This is a genomic window from Rhizobium lentis, assembly GCF_014200175.1.
In the GTDB taxonomy this organism is placed as follows: Bacteria; Pseudomonadota; Alphaproteobacteria; order Rhizobiales; family Rhizobiaceae; genus Rhizobium; species Rhizobium mulingense.
Map to the genome: position 1 here is coordinate 438,472 of NZ_JACHBD010000001.1, position 15,739 is coordinate 454,210.

A 15,739-nucleotide genomic window follows, 5' to 3' on the forward strand; every position below is an offset into this window, starting at 1 on the left:
CGAAGCCTCGGGACCTTACTGCCGCGCCGGACGTTGATGGTGCGAACCTTGAATCGGCTGCACCACGACCGAATTAAGGCCGTAGCCCGAACCGCGAGTTGCCCCATGCCGCGCACGAACCTCAACGATATCCTGATCTTCATGGCCGTCGTCGATGCCGGAAGCTTCATCGGCGGCGGCCAGGCTATGGGCCTGTCCCGATCGGCAGCAGGAAAGGCCGTCATCCGCCTGGAAGACCGCCTCGGCACGCGCCTGCTCAACCGCACCACGAGAAGGCTGAGCCTGACCGACGAAGGCCGGGTATTCTATCAACATGGTCTGGAAGTCCTCGCTTCGGTCGACGAGGCGGAGGCGAGCGTGGCGGGTCAGAGCGCCGCGCCGCGGGGCGTTCTCAGGCTCACCGTTCCCGATGCCTTCGGGCGGCTCGTCGTTCTGCCCATCGTCGAAAAATATCTTCTGGCCTGGCCCGGCATCCAGGCCGAAGTGAACTTCACCGATCGCAAGGCCGACATCCTCGAAGAAGGTTTCGATCTGGCAATTCGGATCGGCACGATGCCGCCGGCATCCGACACCCGGCTGCTTTCGCGGGTGATCGCAGCCGACAGGGCGCGGCTCTGCGCCTCGCCATCTTATCTCGCCGACCGTGGCGAGCCGCGCGACATTGACGATCTCGCCGCCCACGATTGCCTGGTCTTTTCCAGCCGCGATCAACGGCAAGGCTGGCGCTTTCGCGGCGAAGGCGAAGCCTGGGTCAAGGCGCAGGGCCGCAGCCGCCTAAGGCTCGACAGCGACGAGGCGATCCGCGACGCCGCCGTCGCAGGCCTCGGTATAGCTCTGCTCCCCGACTTTCTCGTCGCAGCCGATCTCGTCGCCGGCCGCCTCCGCCACGTCCTGCCGGAGCTCGAAACCGATGACGTCAAGATCGTCACACTCTATCCCGACAAGCGCCTGCTGGAACCGCGGGTGCGCCGCTTCATCGACCTGATGACCAAGGAGCTCGGGCATCAGTGAGCGCTGCGATCTCCCTGTCAAACCCGCGAAAACTCTTCAGCGCCAGCGGCGCAAGCGTGGTCGCGAGATAGGCAATCCCCATCAGGAACAGTGCGGCGGCAAGGCCGAGCGTGCTGATCAGCGCGCCGCCGGCGAGGCCGCCGAAGGGGATGAGGGTGAAGCAAAGGGCGGTGTTCAATGCGGTGACCCGACCGGTCAGCGGCTTGGGGATGCGCTCGAAGATGACCGCCGACAGGATCGGGTTGAGAAAGCCCGACGCGAATCCTGCGATGGCGAGCGTCGCAAAGACGAGGCCGATGGGCGCATCCAGCGCGGGAACGAGAAAGCGCGGAAAGCCGGTCAGGAGGAAGGCCACGGTATAAATCGTCAGGCGCGGCATGCGCTCGCCGATCGCCGCGGCAATCGCAGCACCCGCGATCGAGGCGCCGGCGAAGGCGGCGAACATCGCCCCGAGCAGCTCGGGCCCATGGCCGGCATCCCGTGTCCAGACCGGCAGTAGCACCGCATGATAGGCCTGGTCGAATAGATTGGTGACCGCCACCATGGTGACGATGCTGACGAGCACGGCATCGCTGCGCAGAAAGTGCCAGCCCTCCCGGAGATCGTCGAGATAGGAAGGCAGCTTGCCCGACGGCGCGACGGACCGATCGGGAGCGCGCCGCATGCCGGGTATGCCGGTCGCGACGACCAGCGCTGCGGCGGCGAAGGTGGCGGCGTTGACGAGGAGCGCCTGACCCGGGCCAATCAATCCGATCAATGCGCCGGCGCCGGCAGCGCCTACCGTTGAGGCCAGTCGTTCGATGGCGCTGGAGGTGCCGGTCACCCGCTCGAGCGGCACGGCTGCCAGCGCAGCGATATCGGGAACCATCGCCTGCTTGGCGGCATCGGAGGGCCCCCGCAACAAGCCCATGGCGAAAACGACGGGCAGCAGCACCGGCACTGTCAGCATGCCGAAGAGATCGAGAAGCGGCACCAGCCCGACCGCGATCACCGAGGCCATGTCGCAGACGATGGCGATGCGCTTGGCGCCGATGCGGTCGATCAGCGGCCCCCCGAGCGCTTTGGCGAGCACATAAGGCAGCATCTCCATCATCGCCGTCAGCCCGGTCAGCACCGGGCTGCCTGTGGCGCTTAGCACCAGCCAGGGAATGGCGATGGACGATAGCCGGGTGCCGGAAAGCGAAAGTGTCTCTGCGGCGGCAAGCGCCAGGAATGGCTTGCCTTCTCTCACCGCTCGTCCTCCCGCTCGCGGTGCGGCAGGCGGCCCGGATAGGGAAAGGCATGCAGCATGACATAGAAAGGAACGATGCCAGGATTCCGGGACGCCGCCTCCCCCAGCGGTGGGGCGGCCCGCATGGCTTCCAGGATGATGCCGGTCAGCCGCTTGGTTAGGGCCTCGGCCTGTTCCGCCGTCATCGGGATGATGATGTCGTCGGCCGCCGTCGCCTTGCGCCATTCCGCCGGCAGCTCGGCATATTCCTGCAGCGCCTGCTGCATCTGGCCGACCTGCAGTGAGAGGGCCGCCTGGTTGAAAGCGATGTCGAGATCGAGCGCCTCCCCCTCGGCTTCGCTTGCGGGCACCGAGGTCAGCTCGTGGCTGGCACGCCACCAGCGGTCGCGCCGCGAGGCATGCGGCGCATCCTCGATGAAACCGTATTGGGCGAGCTGGCGCAGGTGATAGCTGGTCGCGCCGCTGTTCAGGCCCAACCGAACGGCGAGCTGCGTCGCCGTGGCGGGGCCGTCGATCCTCAGCATGCCGAGCATGCGCAGCCGGACGGGGTGGGCCAGCGCCTTCAGCGCGGACGGTTCGGGCACGACACGGCTGACGGTACGCGAGGCAACAGCATCTGCGGCAGGTTCGGAGTTCTGCTCTTTCATGACCTGATCATACAATCGCAAACATATCTTTGCAAAGATTTCTTTGTAAAATTGTTCGACTTTCGAAAGGCATTTGAAAACCAGCGTCGGCCCTAGCCAAGCATCATCACGCGCCCTAAGACCATCCCCACGATCCGCATGAAACGAGGGGGCAAGGGATGTCTGAGGAAGCGCAGAAAAACATCGGCACGTGGTACATCGACCCCGATGCCGAAGACAGGATGGCCGATGGACATGCGCCCATCTGGCGCCACCTATTCGATCTCATTCTGGAGCGCGACCTCTCCGACAAAAGCGTGCTCGATTTCGGCTGCAATCAGGGCGGCCTGCTGCGCCATCTCTATGCGATCCGCCCGTTCCGCAAGGCGCTCGGCATCGACATTGCCGAAACCTCCATTGCCAAGGCCGAGACGCTGAAAGGCAATCTGCCGATCCAGCATCAGGTTGGCGGCAGGCTCGAGGGCTGGAGCGACGAATTCGACCTCGCCGTCAGCCATGAGGTCATCTATCTCGTCCCCGATATCGACGCGCACGCCGCCGACATAAGACAGGCACTGAAGCCGGGCGGCGTCTATTATGCGGTGACCGGCTGTCACACGGACAATCCGCTCTGGCCGAAATGGCGCGAGCTCGTCGCCAACCGCACCAATACCGTCGTTCAGGATCGGTCGATCACCGATTACGGCCGCGCCTTCGAAAAGGCAGGCTTCGACGTTTCCGCCCGCAAACTCGAATATGACGGATTCATTCCCTTCGTCGCGGATGGCTGGACGCCGGACTTTGCCGATGCGCTGAATTACTACACGCAGACAAAAATCGTCTTCAGGCTGGTGAAGCGCTAAACACTGCCGGCTGAAGTTTCATCAGCTCCACATCGAAATGCGGCGCACTATTTGGAGCGACCTGGACGAAACGGCCTCTGACACGGAAGATGTCCTGGATGAGGTTGCGCTCGGCAAGCTCGCGCGGCGCGCCGTCGAACCTGAGCTGCCCCTTTTCGAGCAGCGAGATGCGGTCGCTGACGGCGATCGCCTGGTTGATGTCGTGGATCGCCATGACGACGGTCACGCCCTTTTCCCGGCTCAGCCGATGCACGAGATCGAGCACCTCGACCTGATAGCCGATGTCGAGGAAGGAGGTCGGCTCGTCGAGCAGCAGGATCTCCGCTTCCTGGGCGAGAGCGGCCGAAATCCACGCCCTCTGTCGCTCCCCGCCGGACAATTCGCGCAGGCTGCGATCGGCTAAATCAGACAGGTCGGTGCTTTCGAGCGCCCATTCGATCGCCTCTTCGTCGCGGCTGTCATAAGAGCGGAACAAGCCGACATGGGGATAGCGGCCCTGACGCACGAGTTGGACGACGGTCATCTCGTCCGGTGCGGTCGGCTGCTGCGGCAGGAAGGCGAGCTTCTTCGCCAGCATCCGGCGCGACATGGAGGCGACGGCAACGCCGTCGAGCGACGCCCTGCCCTCCGCCGGGCGGATGAGCCCGGCCAGCGCATGCAGCGCCGTGCTCTTGCCAGACCCGTTCGGCCCGATCAGCGCCCGGATCTCGCCTTTTTCGAGCGAAAGGCTGAAACCGCTGAGGGCCTTTCGCTGGTTGTACATCACTGAGAGGTCGGAACAGGACAATGGCATCTCGGCCTCACATGGTTTTGCGCAGCAGCGCGAGCAGAAGCGGCACGCCGAAAACGGCCGTGACCACGCCGATCGGGATTTCCTCGGCCTGGCCGAGCAGCCGGCCGATGAGATCGCCAAGCGTGACGATGACGGCGCCGAGCACGATCGTCAGCAAAAGCGACAACCTGAAATTCCGCCCAGCCAGGAAGCGGGCGAGATGGGGCACGATGAGGCCGACGAAGACGATCGGCCCGACCGCGCCGACGGCACTTGCCGCAAGCGCGCAGGAGACGATCAGTACGATCGAGAACTGCCTGCGATAACCGAGCCCGAAGGAGCGAGCGACGGGCGCATCGAACTGCAGCAGCATCAGCGGCCGGTAGATGACCGGCAGCATTGCGAGGCCGGCGATGGTGAAGGGCAGCAGGAAGAACGCGTGATCCCAGCTGCGGGCGTAAAGACTGCCTGACAACCATTCGAGAATGATCTCGATGCGGGCCGATCCCCATCCGGCGATGAGGCCGATCGCAACTGCATGCAGCACCGCGCCGACCGCCACGCCGCAGAGCGTGATGCGCAGCGCACTGAGCCCGAGACGGAAGGCGAGCAGATAGATCACGCCGCCGGCAAGCAGGCCACCGGCAAGGCCTGCCGCAGGCAGCCATGCGACCGGCAGTTCGGCCAGCGTATTCGAGCCCGGCTCGAAAATATAGACGGTAAAGAGCAGGAAGATCGTCACCGACAGTGTCGCTCCCTGCGACACGCCCATCAGCGAGGGATCGGCCAGCGGGTTGCGGGTAATGGTCTGCAAGAGATATCCCGCCAGCGAAAAATGGATGCCGGCGAGAATGCCGGTGGCGATGCGTGGCAGCCGGATATCTAGAATGATCAGCCGCGCTTCCGCCGATCCGCCGCCGGTCAGCACGGCTGCGACGTCACCCATGGGAATATCGGCGACGCCGAGGAAGATCGCCGCCGCAAGCGACAGGACGGCCAGGACGGCGAACGCGGCCGCCATGCCAAGGCTTGCCGGGCCGGCCGATGTCGATGCCCAGGTGCTCATCGCGCCTCACCTGCGAGGCTGAGCCGCCCCCGCTGAATGAGATAGATGAAGATCGGGCCGCCAAACAGCGCGGTGACGATGCCGACCGGCAGCTCGCGCGGAATGGCGATGCTGCGCGCGAAAACATCGGCGGCGGTCACGATCAGCGCGCCGAGGGCCGCACTCAACCCGATCTCCCATCCGGTGCCGCGGGGTTTCAGCAGCCGGGCGATGTGGGGAGCGGCAAGGCCGACGAAGGCGACCGGCCCGGCGATCGGCGCGATACCCGCGACCGGGATGACGGCCAGAATGAGGATGAGCGGCTTCCACAGGCCAAGCTGTAGGCCCATGCCGGCTGCCGCATGGTCGCTCAGCATGAACATGCCGATCACCCGCTGCAGAAGGAGCGCCCCGGCGACGCCCGCGATCGTCCAGGGCAGCATATAGAGGAGATGCGACCAGGTGCGTCCCTGGAAGCCGCCGGCGAGCCAGAAGAGCAGCGATGCCGATTGCGGCCCGGTCAAAAGCAACACATAGGTGGTGATCGCGCCCAAAAACAGCGAGACGCTGACGCCGCCAAGCGCAAGCTGCAACGGCCGCCCTTGCCCGCCGCGCGAAGCCCAGAACGTCACGGAAGCCGCGGCAATCCCTCCGGCAAGGCCGATGAAGGGATAATAGGCAGGCGAAAGCCAAGGCAGAAAGACGAAGCAGCAGACGATCGGCGCGACCGCCCCCGACGTCACGCCGGTAATCCCGGGATCGGCCAGCGGATTGCGCGTCAGCGTCTGCAGCACGTAGCCGGAAACGGCAAGCCCGGCGCCGCCGGCCGCCGCCGCCAGGCTGCGCGGCAGGCGCAGCGTCCAGACGAGAACGGATTCGAGCTTACCGTCGGGCACCAGGAGCACGCGAACCGCGGTCTCGACCGAAAGCGTCTTGGCGCCGACCAGCAAGCCGAACATCGCCGCCAGCATGGCGGCGACGACGATGAGCCCTATGGCCAGAAATGATTGACGGGGGCTCATCGCAGGCCTGTCCTTGGACTTAGTTCTGCAGTTCGGCCGGGATCAGCTTGGCGGCTTCGGCCTTGACGTCGACGGCCGGGAACGTGTCGGGGTAGAGGTAATGCGCGGCTTCGCGCAGCACGATTTCGCGGGCGATCGGGCCGTTGGTCTCGACCCACTGGTCGCCGACATAGAAGACGCGGTTATTCTTGACCGCCGACAGCTGCGACCAGATCGGGTTGCTCTCATGCGGACGATCCGGGCCGGAATCATAGACGAAGATGACCTCCGGGTCCTTCTCCAGCATGGTTTCGAGACTGAGGTCGATGCCGAACTCACCGCCCGGCGTCTTGGGGCCGGGAACATTGTCGCCGCCAATGGCAGCGACGATCGAGGCCGAGGTATTTTCCGTGTGGAAGGCAAAAGGCGTTGCGCCTCCCCACATGATCAGGAAGCGCGGATGAACGTCCTTCGGCGCCTTGGCGGCGAACTCCGCAAGATGCTTGCGGAAATCGGCGTTCAGCTGTTCGCCGCGCTCGGGCTTGCCGAGCAGCTTGGACAGCGCGGCCGTCTCGCTGTAGCTCTCTTCGAGCAGCTCCATGTTGTAGGCGACATAAGGTGCGATGTTTTGAAGCTGCGCCGCATTGCCGACCGTATAGCGGCGGATCGCGACGATCAGATCCGGCTTGGCTTCGGAAAGAAGTTCCAGATTGGGCTTGGCGCGCTGGCCGATCTGCTTCATTCCGGAGGTCAGGCCGAGCAGGAATTCGGGCTCGCGGCCTTTCGACATATAGGTGCTGGCGACCGGCTTGATGCCGAGTGCCAGCGCGACGTCATCTGCGAAATAGGAAATCGAGGCAATGCGCGTCGGCTGTGCCGGAACTTCCACCGTGACGCCGCGGTCGTCGACGATCGAGATTTTCTTGTTGTCGTCGGCGTGGGCGGCCCCTGCCACTAGCACTGCGGACAGGCCGAGCGCCGTGAAAATTTTATGTGCGTATCGAGTCATATCTGAAAACTCCCCTCTGACGGGCAGAGGCTTTAACCAAAAAAGCGGAGTTTAACAATCATGATTCTTTTGCGCGGTTTCGGGGAAGAGACGGCACTGCATGCACAAGCGGACAGTACCCATCTCAGGGCTCAATCCTCAGCCAAGGTGAAGACGGCGCAGGGCGCGGCGATGCCGCGCAGGGCGTGTTCGCCGAGCGGCGTCAGCGCGGCCTCGGTTTTCGCCGCCACGGCGCCTGAGATCAGCACGCTGTGGCCGAGCGGCTTGCAGAGCCCTTCCAGCCGGCTGACCAGGTTGACCGCCGGGCCGATGGCCGTGAAATCAAGCCGGTCGGCGGCGCCGATATTGCCCCAGAGGATCTCGCCGAAATGCAGGGCAGCGCCGAAGGGCAGCGGCGCCAGCCCCTGCGCCCGGCGCATCTGGTCGAGATGGGCCATGCCGGCGCGGCAGGCGGCGACAGCCCGAAGTGCCGCCTCGCAGGCCTCTCGATCAGCCCCGGCCTCGTTGCCGGAAGCCCTCGTGACAGGAAATATCGCCAGCACGCCGTCGCCGATGAATTTTAGCACCTCGCCACCGAAGGCGTGCACGGCGCCGGCGACGCGGTCGAAATAAGCGTCGAGCGCAGCAATCATCGCCTGCGGCTCCGTCACCTGGGAAAGCGCGGTGAAATCCCGCAAATCGGCGCAGAGAAGGGCCGCGCGAATGGTTTCGCCGGTGCCGCGGGCAAGCGCACCCGACTGAACCCGAGCCGCACTGCGCCGACCGAGATAGGCTTCCAGCAGTGCTGCCCGCGCCTCCCGCGCCGCAAGGGCTGCGAGCGGCGCGGCGGCAAAACGCGCGACCTCCTGCAGCCGCGCGGCTTCATCAGGAGCAAATTCGTCCGCCCCTTCCCCTTTGCCGATGCCTGCCCAGCCAAGCATGGCGCCGTCCTGAGAAGCTCCAACCCTCTCCTCCCAAACCGGTCCGAGCCCAATCAGCCATTCGCGCCCGGCATCGCTTCGAGGTGCGGCGGCAAATCCCAGCGCCTCGATGACGGCCCCGGTTTCGGCCCGCCACAGCCAGGTGCGCCGCGCGATGATCGGATGCGGCACCGAAAGTGTCAGCGCGCCGCCGGAAAGCGCCAGGCCATCGGCCAGCAGCCGACGCCCGAGTTCGGCCAGAAACCGTTCGGGACCGGGCGAAGCCGCAGCCTCGTCAATCAACCAGGCAAGGGAGGGAGGCAGATCCATGTGCTAACATTGGCATCGCCCTGAGAGGTTCGCAAGCGAACGTTGCCGCAGCCCGGCAGGACACCTCCGGTGTCCACAGGCCTTGGCAAACGACTGCGAAACCCGAGACATCATCCTCGGCCTCGTTGTTGTGCGGTGGATCTGCGCCGCTTTCTCGTCAAGCAATTGCGTCTTCAGATGCTCGACACAAGGCCCAACATGACGGAGGAGACTTTGTCGGCAAACTGAGGCCACCTCCGATGTCCAGCAGCGCCCTCATCGGTTCTTGCCGCTCGGGGCATCCGCCACGGCCTCCCCACATCCTTGTCAACCCCACCGCCGAAGAACCCTGTGGAAAACCATTCACCACGGTGGAAAACAATGAAAAAACACTTTAAACTTGCGCGGCTTTGATTCCATTATGTGCCAGCTTGTCATCGACGATTGAGGGGTTGCGATGGGCACGACATATTGGCCGAAAGCCCCGCTTGACGGGAATGACATGACGCTATTGACGTCGATCCTTCGGCGGTGGTGCGCGCGCTATGGGATCGAGTTTACGGCCGAGGAAAGCAAGCGGAAGGCGAAGGAACTCGTCGAATGGTTCGAGTTCGGCGTCAAGGATCCGGCCGAGCTCGAAGAGCTGATCGACGGAAAGCACTGGCTCGTCTGCCGCATCTGAGCGCAGTCGTTATTTCAACAGATAAAGGCCGGGCGAAACATCGCACCGGCCCTCGTTCGTCTGCCTCTGTCAAAGGCTTTTAGTAGTTGTCCCGCCAGCGGCGTTCACGATCCCAGCGCCGCTCATAGCGCCAACGTGGGCCATCCCAGTCGCGATGACGCCGTTCCCAGCCCCAGCGGGGCGGACCGCCATAGAAAGCTACAGGCGGCGGGCGTCGCCAGTTGCGCCGGCATTCGCCCCAGCGGGTCAGATGCCAGCCGCGACCGCAGGCGTAGTCGACCTTTGTGACAGTGCTCTCAACCTTGATTGCCCCAATCGGCATCGCCTGAGCCGTGCCGATCGAGAGGCTGCCAGCGAACAAGGCAGCCGCGATAGAAAGTGCCTTCATCGAAAACTCCATTTCATCCAGCCACAAACACCTTAGGACCGCCAAATTGAACTGGAGATGAATTGCACGTTCATGTTTGCGGACGAAAAAGCAGCACCTTTCGGCCGCCGGCGGACCGTTCTTCCCGCAACGTCAAGCGCTTGAGGAGCGTCCCGCCGCCTGCCGAAAGCCGTTCATCTCCTGCCGTAAAATGGATCGGGACCGGGGTCCCGCCCGGCAGCGACCTCCGTGAGCCGTCCGAGGTAATGCGCCCAGCCTTCCTCATGGCCGGCGCATTGCTCCGCACTCGGCAGGCCGCTATGGGTGAGCCGCAAAAGCGTCCCGCCCCCCTGCTCGATCAGGTCAATCTCGACCAGGCTCGATCCCGGCGGCACCACCTCGCTGCCGTCCCAGCCGAAGCTGTAGGCAAGCCGATGCACCGGCACCACCTCGCGAAACGAGCCGCGCGCAGAGCGGGCGCCGGTGACATTGACGAGATAGAGCCCGCCGGGCTCCGGCTCGACCTCGGCCTCCGTCCCCATCCAGCGCAGGATCTTTTCCGGATCGGTCATCAGCGCAAACACCGCCGCCGGCGGCGCCGCAAGATGCGCCTCGCGGCGCACGACGAAAGATTCTGGCATCGCTTTCTCCAAGGTTGCCGCCCCGTCTCGGGAACGGCGTATCATGCTATATTGACGTGGGTGCCCTCAATGGAAGCATGTAGGCTTGAAGATGTGTCCAGCAAGGGCGGGCGACAACCTCCAACCTCGCTCATCCTGAAGCGCGCAGGCCGAAGGCCGAAGCCTCGAAGGACTCTCTCCAGCGCTGCATCCAGCGTTCACTGAGATTGATGCTCCCAGCTCGCTCTCTTCGGATCCTGTAAGGGGCACCATCTCTCCACCTCATTCCTGTGCCTGTCACAGGAATCCAGCCGCGGCGGATCCATTCCCCTATTGCCAGCCCGCCGCCTTGCCCCTATTGTCCGCGCCGTTCTCAGGGCGGGGTGAAAGTCCCTACCGGCGGTATGCAGTTTCGATTGCGAGCCCGCGAGCGCCTTCCTCGGAAGGGTCAGCAGATCAGGTGAGATGCCTGAGCCGACGGTCATAGTCCGGATGAAAGAGAACGTGCGCTGCCGCTGCCCTTCGGGACTGGCTGCGGATGCTCGTGATCGCCTTGGGTGACGTGTCTGTACGCCAAAGGAGATTACCATGACACCCACCCGTTATGCCTTCGTCAAAGCCGGCTGGCACGCCGATATCGTCGACCGTGCGCTCGAAGGTTTCCAGCAGCTTATTCCCGCCGAGCAGATCGATGTATTCGACGTCCCCGGCGCTTTCGAAATGCCGCTATTGTCGCGCGATCTTGCCGCCACCGGACGTTACGCCGCCGTCATCGCCGCCGCGTTTGTCGTCGACGGCGGGATCTACCGCCACGAATTCGTCGCCCAGGCCGTCGTCGATGGCCTTATGCGTGCCGGGATGGATACGGGCGTGCCGGTGCTATCCGTTTCGCTGACACCGCACCAGTACCAGGAAACGGAGCACCATACCCAGATTTACCGAGCGCACTTCGTCGAGAAGGGCCGCGAGGCGGCACGCGCCGCCCTGATGATCGGCAAGACACGCGCCGCTCTTGCGGCCTGAAGCATGCCGCGCAAAAGTGTGCAGCGGTTTTGCGGTGTAACGACTTGCGTGAAAACAAAACCTAAAGCGCAAGGAGCGTATCTGAAAGATCGCGACGCGCTTTAGCAGCCCCTGCGACAGGCGGCGGGATCGGCCCGCCGTCTCTTCTGCACCGACAGAATAATTGATTCGACGCACTTACCGCGCTGTGGTCCACTCGACCCCGACATGTATCGCCATTCTTAATGCGTCCAAACCCTGAGGGAGCTGAAGATGAGCAATGCAATGCGCAGTGAAACCTCCAACGAATCCATGAGAACGCGACCGGTCGACACCAAGCTCGAAGTGGTCGTCATCCCCGTTTCCGACGTCGATCGCGCCAAACGCTTTTACGAAAAGCTCGGCTGGAGGCTCGACGCCGACTTTTCCAATGATGCCGATTTCCGCGTGATCCAGTTCACCCCGCCTGGCTCCGGCTGCGCCATCATCTTCGGAAGGAATGTCACCGCTGCCGCCCCCGGCTCCGCCCAAGGCCTCTATCTCATCGTCTCCGACATCGACGCCGCGCGGCGCGATCTCGCCGCCCGCGGCGTCGAAGTGAGCGAGGTTTTCCATGATGCATCGGGCGTCTATGCCGGCAAGGATGAGCCCTATCTCTTCGGGCGCCTGCGCATCGCCGGCCGCGACCCCGAGCATCGCAGCTACCGTTCCTTCGCCTCCTTCAAGGATCCGGATGGAAACGGCTGGCTGTTACAGGAAGTCACGACCCGCCTGCCGGGACGCATCGACGCCGATGAGACAGCATTTTCAACTTCGAGCGACCTGGCAGCCGCACTCCGTCGCGCCGCCCAGGCCCACGGCGAACACGAGAAACGCAACGGCGGCAAACACGACGAGAACTGGCCAGACTGGTACGCCGAATATATGGTCAGGGAGCAGGCCGGCAGGCAACTGCCGTTGTAGTGGCTGCGGCAGATGCTGGGAGCACCGGCCTCGCCATTCGATATCCCTTGCGGGCACTCGGGGTGAGGCTTTCTTGGGCGGGAGATACTTTCTTCCTTGGCGTGCCGTGTGGCCCCCTCTGCCCTCTCATCCCAAGTAGCGCTCACAGCCGCACGTTACCGGTCGAAAATATCCCGCCACTGCTTCTCGCCGATCAGACAATCCGTCGTCGGCGGGTCGGCGGCGATCCTCTCCACCGTCGGCGAGGGTGAAATGCCGCTGATCTCCATCACCAGCTTGCGGCGAACGGCGACGGCGAAGTCCTCGATCTTGCGGACCGGCAGCACGAAGGCGCCGGGGCCGCCGATGACGCAGTCGGCATAATATTTGTCGAGCCCATCGGGGGCATCGGAAGGCCGCAGCATGAGGGCGAGGCCGTTGATGACCATGCCTGATGCCACCGCCTTGTCGCGGACGGGTGTGACGGGATTGCCGGAATTGTTCGGGCCGTCGCCGGAGACATCGATCACCTCCCGCCTGCCCCGGAAGGGGCTGGCGATGATCATGCTGACGCCCTGGGCGATCGCGGTGGAAATCGAGGTGCGCCGCTGCGTGGCGATCGGCCGGGCGTCGACCTTGTCGGCAAAGGCGATCGCATCCTGCTCCGTCGCGATCACCTGCCAGTCGATCACCGAACCCTGGACGACATAACCCGCCCATTCAAAATAACTGATGGCGATGCGGCCGGTGAGCCCGCCCTTCACCGCGTCGATGAATTCCTTGTGTTTCAGCGCCTCGACATAACCGTCGCGCTGGATGCCGATCTCTTCGAAATCCATCGACCGCGAGGTGTCGACGGCAAGCACCAGCGTCACGTCGACCTCGTTTGCCGCAGCCTGCGCCGTCGGCACGACACCGGAAAGACCCATGAGCACCGCAAGTGACGTCAGCATCGGCAGATCCCCGCGCCATTCCCAAGCCGGGCGACTCTAGCACAGCTTGATCGGGGCAGAACGCGCCGCCACGCGTTGGGCTTCAATTTTCGGTGATGGCCCCCTCAATGCAACGGCAGCCACAAAGGACTTTTCCATGCCTTCAGCGCGTCGAGGAAGACCTGCAGGCGCAGGGGCAGGAAGCGGCGCGTGGGATAGACGGCGTGCACGAAGATTTCCGGCGACGACCAGTCCGGCAGCAGGCGGACGAGCGCGCCTCTTCGGATCTGCTCGTCGCAATAGGTCGAAGGCAGGAGACCAATGCCGTGGCCACGATAGGTGAAGGCGCTGACCGCGTCAAAATCGCGGCTCGATGCCGGCCCCGACACGCGCACGTCGACCGATTTGCGGCCGCTGACGAGATGCCATTCCGCTTCGCCGTTGCGCCCGTTCAGGAGCACGCACCGATGGTCCTTGAGATCTGCGGGCTTTGTGGGAGGCGCCCTCTCCTTCAGATAATCCGGGGCGGCGACCAGATAGCGTACGCTCTTGCCGAGCCGCTGCGCGACGATGGTGGAATCCTTGAGTTCGCCGAAGCGTATGCCGAGATCGATATTCTCCGCGACCAGATCGAGGAACAGGTTAGTGACGAAAAGATCGACTTGGATCTCGGGATAGGCCTTCAGGAAATCGGAGATGAATTCGTAGAAGACCTCTTGGCCCAAGATGACCGGCACCGAGATCTTCAGCAGGCCTTCCGGCTTTCTCTGCGTTTCAGTCAGCGCCTGCTCGGCGTCGATGAGATGAGCAAGCGGCTCGCTGCACCTGTCGTAATAGGCCCGGCCCTGCGCGGTGAGGCTGAGCTTGCGGGTCGTGCGCTGGATCAGCGTCACGCCGAGCTGCTCTTCGAGCGACGTCACCTTCCGGCTGACGGTGGAAACAGGCATGCCGAGCGAATGGGCGGCGCGGCTGAAGCTGCCATATTGCGCCACCTTCACGAAGACGGCGATGTCGTTGAGATCGGCCATGCCGGCATTTTTGCACTGATGCAAAAGAGAATCCAGATATTTCCATCTAATCGAGCAATGGCGTTTTCGCCATATTCACCTTGCGAAAACAACCAACAACCCGATGGCGGCGCGATCGCGGCGGCCCCATCTCGAGCGACCACCTTGCCAGGCCTGCGTTGCCCGAACCAGATTATGGAGTTCAACATGACCAAGCAAAGGACTGTCATCGTCACGGGCGCCTCCCAGGGTATCGGAGCAGGGCTCGTCAACGCCTTCGTCGAGCGCGGCTACAACGTTGTTGCCACCTCGCGTCAGGTCAGCGCTTCGGATGCCTTCCAGGCTTCCGATAGGCTGGCTCTTGTCGACGGCGACATCGGCGATCCCGAAACAGCGGCCCGCGTCGCCAAAACCGCAATCGACCGGTTCGGTTCGATCGACGCGCTCGTCAACAATGCCGGCATCTTCTTCACCAAGCCGTTCGTCGATTACACGATGGCCGACTTCCGTAAGCTCTCGTCGACCAATCTCGAAGGTTTCCTGCACCTGACGCAGCGGGTCATCAGGCAGATGCTCGCCCAGAAGACGGGCGGCAGTGTCGTCAGCATCACCACGCCGCTGATCGACCATCCGATCGCCGGCATGCCCGCTTCCGTGGCGATGATGACCAAGGGCGGCATCGACGCGATTTCGAAGAACCTTGCGATGGAATTTGCAAGCGAGGGAATCCGCGTCAACACGGTCGCCCCCGGCGTCGTCGACACGCCCCTTCACAAGGACAATCCGAAGGAGTTCCTGAGGACGCTGTCGCCGATGACAGGCATTTCGAATGTCGATGAAATCGTCGACGCGGTGGTCTTCCTCACTGAAGCTCCGCGCGTCACCGGGGAGGTGCTGCACGTCGATGGCGGCGCACATCTGGGCAAATGGTAAACCATGAGAAAGCGCAGGCAGCCGGCGCGGAAAGGCGGCTGCAGGAACTCGGCATCACCCTTCCCCCGCCGCCGACACCCTTTGGGGCCTATGTCGAGGCGACGAGAACAGGCAATCAGGTCTTCTTCAGCGGCATGCTGCCGGTTGTCGGCCACGAGCCCCGCTATATCGGCCGTCTCGGCGGCGCGCTGACATCGGAAGACGGCCGCAGGGCAGCCGAGACGGCAACACTGAGCGCGCTTTCCGCCGCCAGGGATTATCTCGGCTCGCTGGAGAGCGTCTTGAGGATCGTGAAGCTCGGCGTCTATATCGCCACCGAAGGCGACTTCCGCGACCACCCCAGGGTCGCCGACGGCGCGTCCGAATTGCTGCTTGCAGTCTTCGGCGAGGAAAAGCTCTCCGGCCGCGTCGTCCTCGGTGTCGCCAGCCTGCCACTCGGCATGCCGGTCGAGATCGAGCTCGTGATCGAAGTCGCGGATTGAATGAGC

The 15,739-nt window shown here is 63.7% G+C and carries 18 protein-coding genes and 1 riboswitch; of the genes, 7 read left to right on the forward strand and 11 right to left on the reverse strand.

The annotated features are described in order from the left end of the window. The first annotated feature begins 105 nt into the window (after positions 1–105). Positions 106–1,011, forward strand: coding sequence for a LysR family transcriptional regulator (locus tag GGI60_RS02190; RefSeq protein ID WP_183912978.1), 906 nt, complete (start codon positions 106–108; stop codon positions 1,009–1,011). On the opposite strand, the gene GGI60_RS02195 is transcribed toward GGI60_RS02190, so the two are convergent. Together GGI60_RS02195 and GGI60_RS02200 are read right to left on the reverse strand one after the other, a co-directional pair. Next, positions 974–2,242, reverse strand: a complete 1,269-nt coding sequence (locus GGI60_RS02195) for an MFS transporter (protein WP_183912976.1) — start codon at positions 2,240–2,242, stop codon at positions 974–976. The genes GGI60_RS02190 and GGI60_RS02195 overlap by 38 nt on opposite strands. Then, a complete protein-coding gene (locus GGI60_RS02200) occupies positions 2,239–2,889 on the reverse strand; it encodes an ArsR/SmtB family transcription factor (protein ID WP_183912974.1) in 651 nt (216 codons plus the stop codon). Before GGI60_RS02200 ends, GGI60_RS02195 begins: the two co-directional genes overlap by 4 nt. Positions 2,890–3,047: 158 nt before the next feature. Between GGI60_RS02200 and GGI60_RS02205 the strand changes: the two genes are divergently transcribed. Further along, the gene (locus tag GGI60_RS02205) at positions 3,048–3,731 is read left to right on the forward strand and encodes a class I SAM-dependent methyltransferase (protein WP_183912972.1); all 684 of its coding nucleotides are present in this window, start codon (positions 3,048–3,050) and stop codon (positions 3,729–3,731) included. Here GGI60_RS02205 and GGI60_RS02210 read toward each other — a convergent pair. The 5 genes from GGI60_RS02210 to GGI60_RS02230 all read right to left on the reverse strand — a co-directional run bounded on the left by GGI60_RS02210 (position 3,712) and on the right by GGI60_RS02230 (position 8,787). Continuing rightward, positions 3,712–4,524 carry an ABC transporter ATP-binding protein gene (locus GGI60_RS02210; protein ID WP_183912970.1) on the reverse strand — a complete coding sequence of 271 codons (813 nt, stop codon included), beginning with the start codon at positions 4,522–4,524 and terminating at the stop codon, positions 3,712–3,714. The two genes, GGI60_RS02205 and GGI60_RS02210, sit on opposite strands and share 20 nt — an antisense overlap. A 7-nt stretch (positions 4,525–4,531) precedes the next feature. Further along, on the reverse strand, positions 4,532–5,524 hold the full coding sequence (locus GGI60_RS02215) for an iron ABC transporter permease (RefSeq protein WP_183913885.1): 993 nt from the start codon (positions 5,522–5,524) through the stop codon (positions 4,532–4,534). A gap of 41 nt (positions 5,525–5,565) precedes the next feature. Then, entirely contained in the window at positions 5,566–6,570 is a 1,005-nt protein-coding gene (locus GGI60_RS02220; RefSeq protein WP_183912968.1) for an iron ABC transporter permease, read from the reverse strand. 19 nt (positions 6,571–6,589) lie between these two features. Continuing rightward, positions 6,590–7,558: an ABC transporter substrate-binding protein gene (locus GGI60_RS02225; RefSeq protein ID WP_183912966.1), complete on the reverse strand. Its 969-nt coding sequence runs from the start codon at positions 7,556–7,558 to the stop codon at positions 6,590–6,592. Between the two features lie 131 nt (positions 7,559–7,689). Beyond that, positions 7,690–8,787 (reverse strand): adenylate/guanylate cyclase domain-containing protein, encoded by a 1,098-nt coding sequence (locus tag GGI60_RS02230; protein WP_183912964.1) that lies wholly within the window; start codon positions 8,785–8,787, stop codon positions 7,690–7,692. A 436-nt stretch (positions 8,788–9,223) separates the two neighbouring features. Between GGI60_RS02230 and GGI60_RS02235 the strand changes: the two genes are divergently transcribed. Beyond that, entirely contained in the window at positions 9,224–9,448 is a 225-nt protein-coding gene (locus tag GGI60_RS02235) for a hypothetical protein (RefSeq protein WP_183912963.1), read from the forward strand. A 79-nt stretch (positions 9,449–9,527) separates the two neighbouring features. On the opposite strand, the gene GGI60_RS02240 is transcribed toward GGI60_RS02235, so the two are convergent. Further along, the gene (locus GGI60_RS02240) at positions 9,528–9,836 is read right to left on the reverse strand and encodes a GCG_CRPN prefix-to-repeats domain-containing protein (protein ID WP_183912961.1); all 309 of its coding nucleotides are present in this window, start codon (positions 9,834–9,836) and stop codon (positions 9,528–9,530) included. A 173-nt stretch (positions 9,837–10,009) separates the two neighbouring features. Next, entirely contained in the window at positions 10,010–10,456 is a 447-nt protein-coding gene (locus GGI60_RS02245; protein WP_183912959.1) for an SRPBCC domain-containing protein, read from the reverse strand. A 344-nt stretch (positions 10,457–10,800) separates the two neighbouring features. After that, positions 10,801–10,943: riboswitch (FMN riboswitch) on the forward strand. An 80-nt stretch (positions 10,944–11,023) separates the two neighbouring features. Between GGI60_RS02245 and GGI60_RS02250 the strand changes: the two genes are divergently transcribed. Together GGI60_RS02250 and GGI60_RS02255 are read left to right on the forward strand one after the other, a co-directional pair. Then, complete coding sequence (locus GGI60_RS02250) at positions 11,024–11,458, forward strand: 6,7-dimethyl-8-ribityllumazine synthase (protein WP_009996551.1); 435 nt, start codon at positions 11,024–11,026, stop codon at positions 11,456–11,458. A 252-nt stretch (positions 11,459–11,710) separates the two neighbouring features. Then, positions 11,711–12,400, forward strand: coding sequence for a VOC family protein (locus tag GGI60_RS02255; protein ID WP_183912957.1), 690 nt, complete (start codon positions 11,711–11,713; stop codon positions 12,398–12,400). A 155-nt stretch (positions 12,401–12,555) separates the two neighbouring features. Here GGI60_RS02255 and GGI60_RS02260 read toward each other — a convergent pair whose 3' ends face one another. Together GGI60_RS02260 and GGI60_RS02265 are read right to left on the reverse strand one after the other, a co-directional pair. Further along, positions 12,556–13,332 (reverse strand): DUF1194 domain-containing protein, encoded by a 777-nt coding sequence (locus GGI60_RS02260; RefSeq protein WP_183912955.1) that lies wholly within the window; start codon positions 13,330–13,332, stop codon positions 12,556–12,558. Between the two features lie 104 nt (positions 13,333–13,436). Further along, positions 13,437–14,339 carry a LysR family transcriptional regulator gene (locus GGI60_RS02265; RefSeq protein ID WP_183913883.1) on the reverse strand — a complete coding sequence of 301 codons (903 nt, stop codon included), beginning with the start codon at positions 14,337–14,339 and terminating at the stop codon, positions 13,437–13,439. Between the two features lie 186 nt (positions 14,340–14,525). On the opposite strand from GGI60_RS02265, the gene GGI60_RS02270 reads away from it, so the two are divergent. Both GGI60_RS02270 and GGI60_RS02275 read left to right on the forward strand, forming a co-directional pair. Then, entirely contained in the window at positions 14,526–15,251 is a 726-nt protein-coding gene (locus GGI60_RS02270) for an SDR family NAD(P)-dependent oxidoreductase (RefSeq protein ID WP_183912953.1), read from the forward strand. After that, entirely contained in the window at positions 15,245–15,733 is a 489-nt protein-coding gene (locus tag GGI60_RS02275) for a RidA family protein (RefSeq protein WP_183912951.1), read from the forward strand. The genes GGI60_RS02270 and GGI60_RS02275 overlap by 7 nt, the downstream gene beginning before the upstream one ends. The last annotated feature ends 6 nt before the right edge of the window (positions 15,734–15,739 follow it).

Coding starts and splice junctions, on each gene's coding strand:
- GGI60_RS02275 (WP_183912951.1), top strand. CDS start 15,245: ATGGTAAACCATGAGAAAGCGCAGGCAGCCGGCGCGGAAAGGCGGCTG.
- GGI60_RS02250 (WP_009996551.1), top strand. CDS start 11,024: ATGACACCCACCCGTTATGCCTTCGTCAAAGCCGGCTGGCACGCCGAT.
- GGI60_RS02230 (WP_183912964.1), bottom strand. CDS start 8,787: ATGGATCTGCCTCCCTCCCTTGCCTGGTTGATTGACGAGGCTGCGGCT.
- GGI60_RS02225 (WP_183912966.1), bottom strand. CDS start 7,558: ATGACTCGATACGCACATAAAATTTTCACGGCGCTCGGCCTGTCCGCA.
- GGI60_RS02245 (WP_183912959.1), bottom strand. CDS start 10,456: ATGCCAGAATCTTTCGTCGTGCGCCGCGAGGCGCATCTTGCGGCGCCG.
- GGI60_RS02240 (WP_183912961.1), bottom strand. CDS start 9,836: ATGAAGGCACTTTCTATCGCGGCTGCCTTGTTCGCTGGCAGCCTCTCG.
- GGI60_RS02190 (WP_183912978.1), top strand. CDS start 106: ATGCCGCGCACGAACCTCAACGATATCCTGATCTTCATGGCCGTCGTC.
- GGI60_RS02215 (WP_183913885.1), bottom strand. CDS start 5,524: ATGGCGGCCGCGTTCGCCGTCCTGGCCGTCCTGTCGCTTGCGGCGGCG.
- GGI60_RS02260 (WP_183912955.1), bottom strand. CDS start 13,332: ATGCTGACGTCACTTGCGGTGCTCATGGGTCTTTCCGGTGTCGTGCCG.
- GGI60_RS02270 (WP_183912953.1), top strand. CDS start 14,526: ATGACCAAGCAAAGGACTGTCATCGTCACGGGCGCCTCCCAGGGTATC.
- GGI60_RS02235 (WP_183912963.1), top strand. CDS start 9,224: ATGGGCACGACATATTGGCCGAAAGCCCCGCTTGACGGGAATGACATG.
- GGI60_RS02220 (WP_183912968.1), bottom strand. CDS start 6,570: ATGAGCCCCCGTCAATCATTTCTGGCCATAGGGCTCATCGTCGTCGCC.
- GGI60_RS02205 (WP_183912972.1), top strand. CDS start 3,048: ATGTCTGAGGAAGCGCAGAAAAACATCGGCACGTGGTACATCGACCCC.
- GGI60_RS02265 (WP_183913883.1), bottom strand. CDS start 14,339: ATGGCCGATCTCAACGACATCGCCGTCTTCGTGAAGGTGGCGCAATAT.
- GGI60_RS02200 (WP_183912974.1), bottom strand. CDS start 2,889: ATGAAAGAGCAGAACTCCGAACCTGCCGCAGATGCTGTTGCCTCGCGT.
- GGI60_RS02255 (WP_183912957.1), top strand. CDS start 11,711: ATGAGCAATGCAATGCGCAGTGAAACCTCCAACGAATCCATGAGAACG.
- GGI60_RS02210 (WP_183912970.1), bottom strand. CDS start 4,524: ATGCCATTGTCCTGTTCCGACCTCTCAGTGATGTACAACCAGCGAAAG.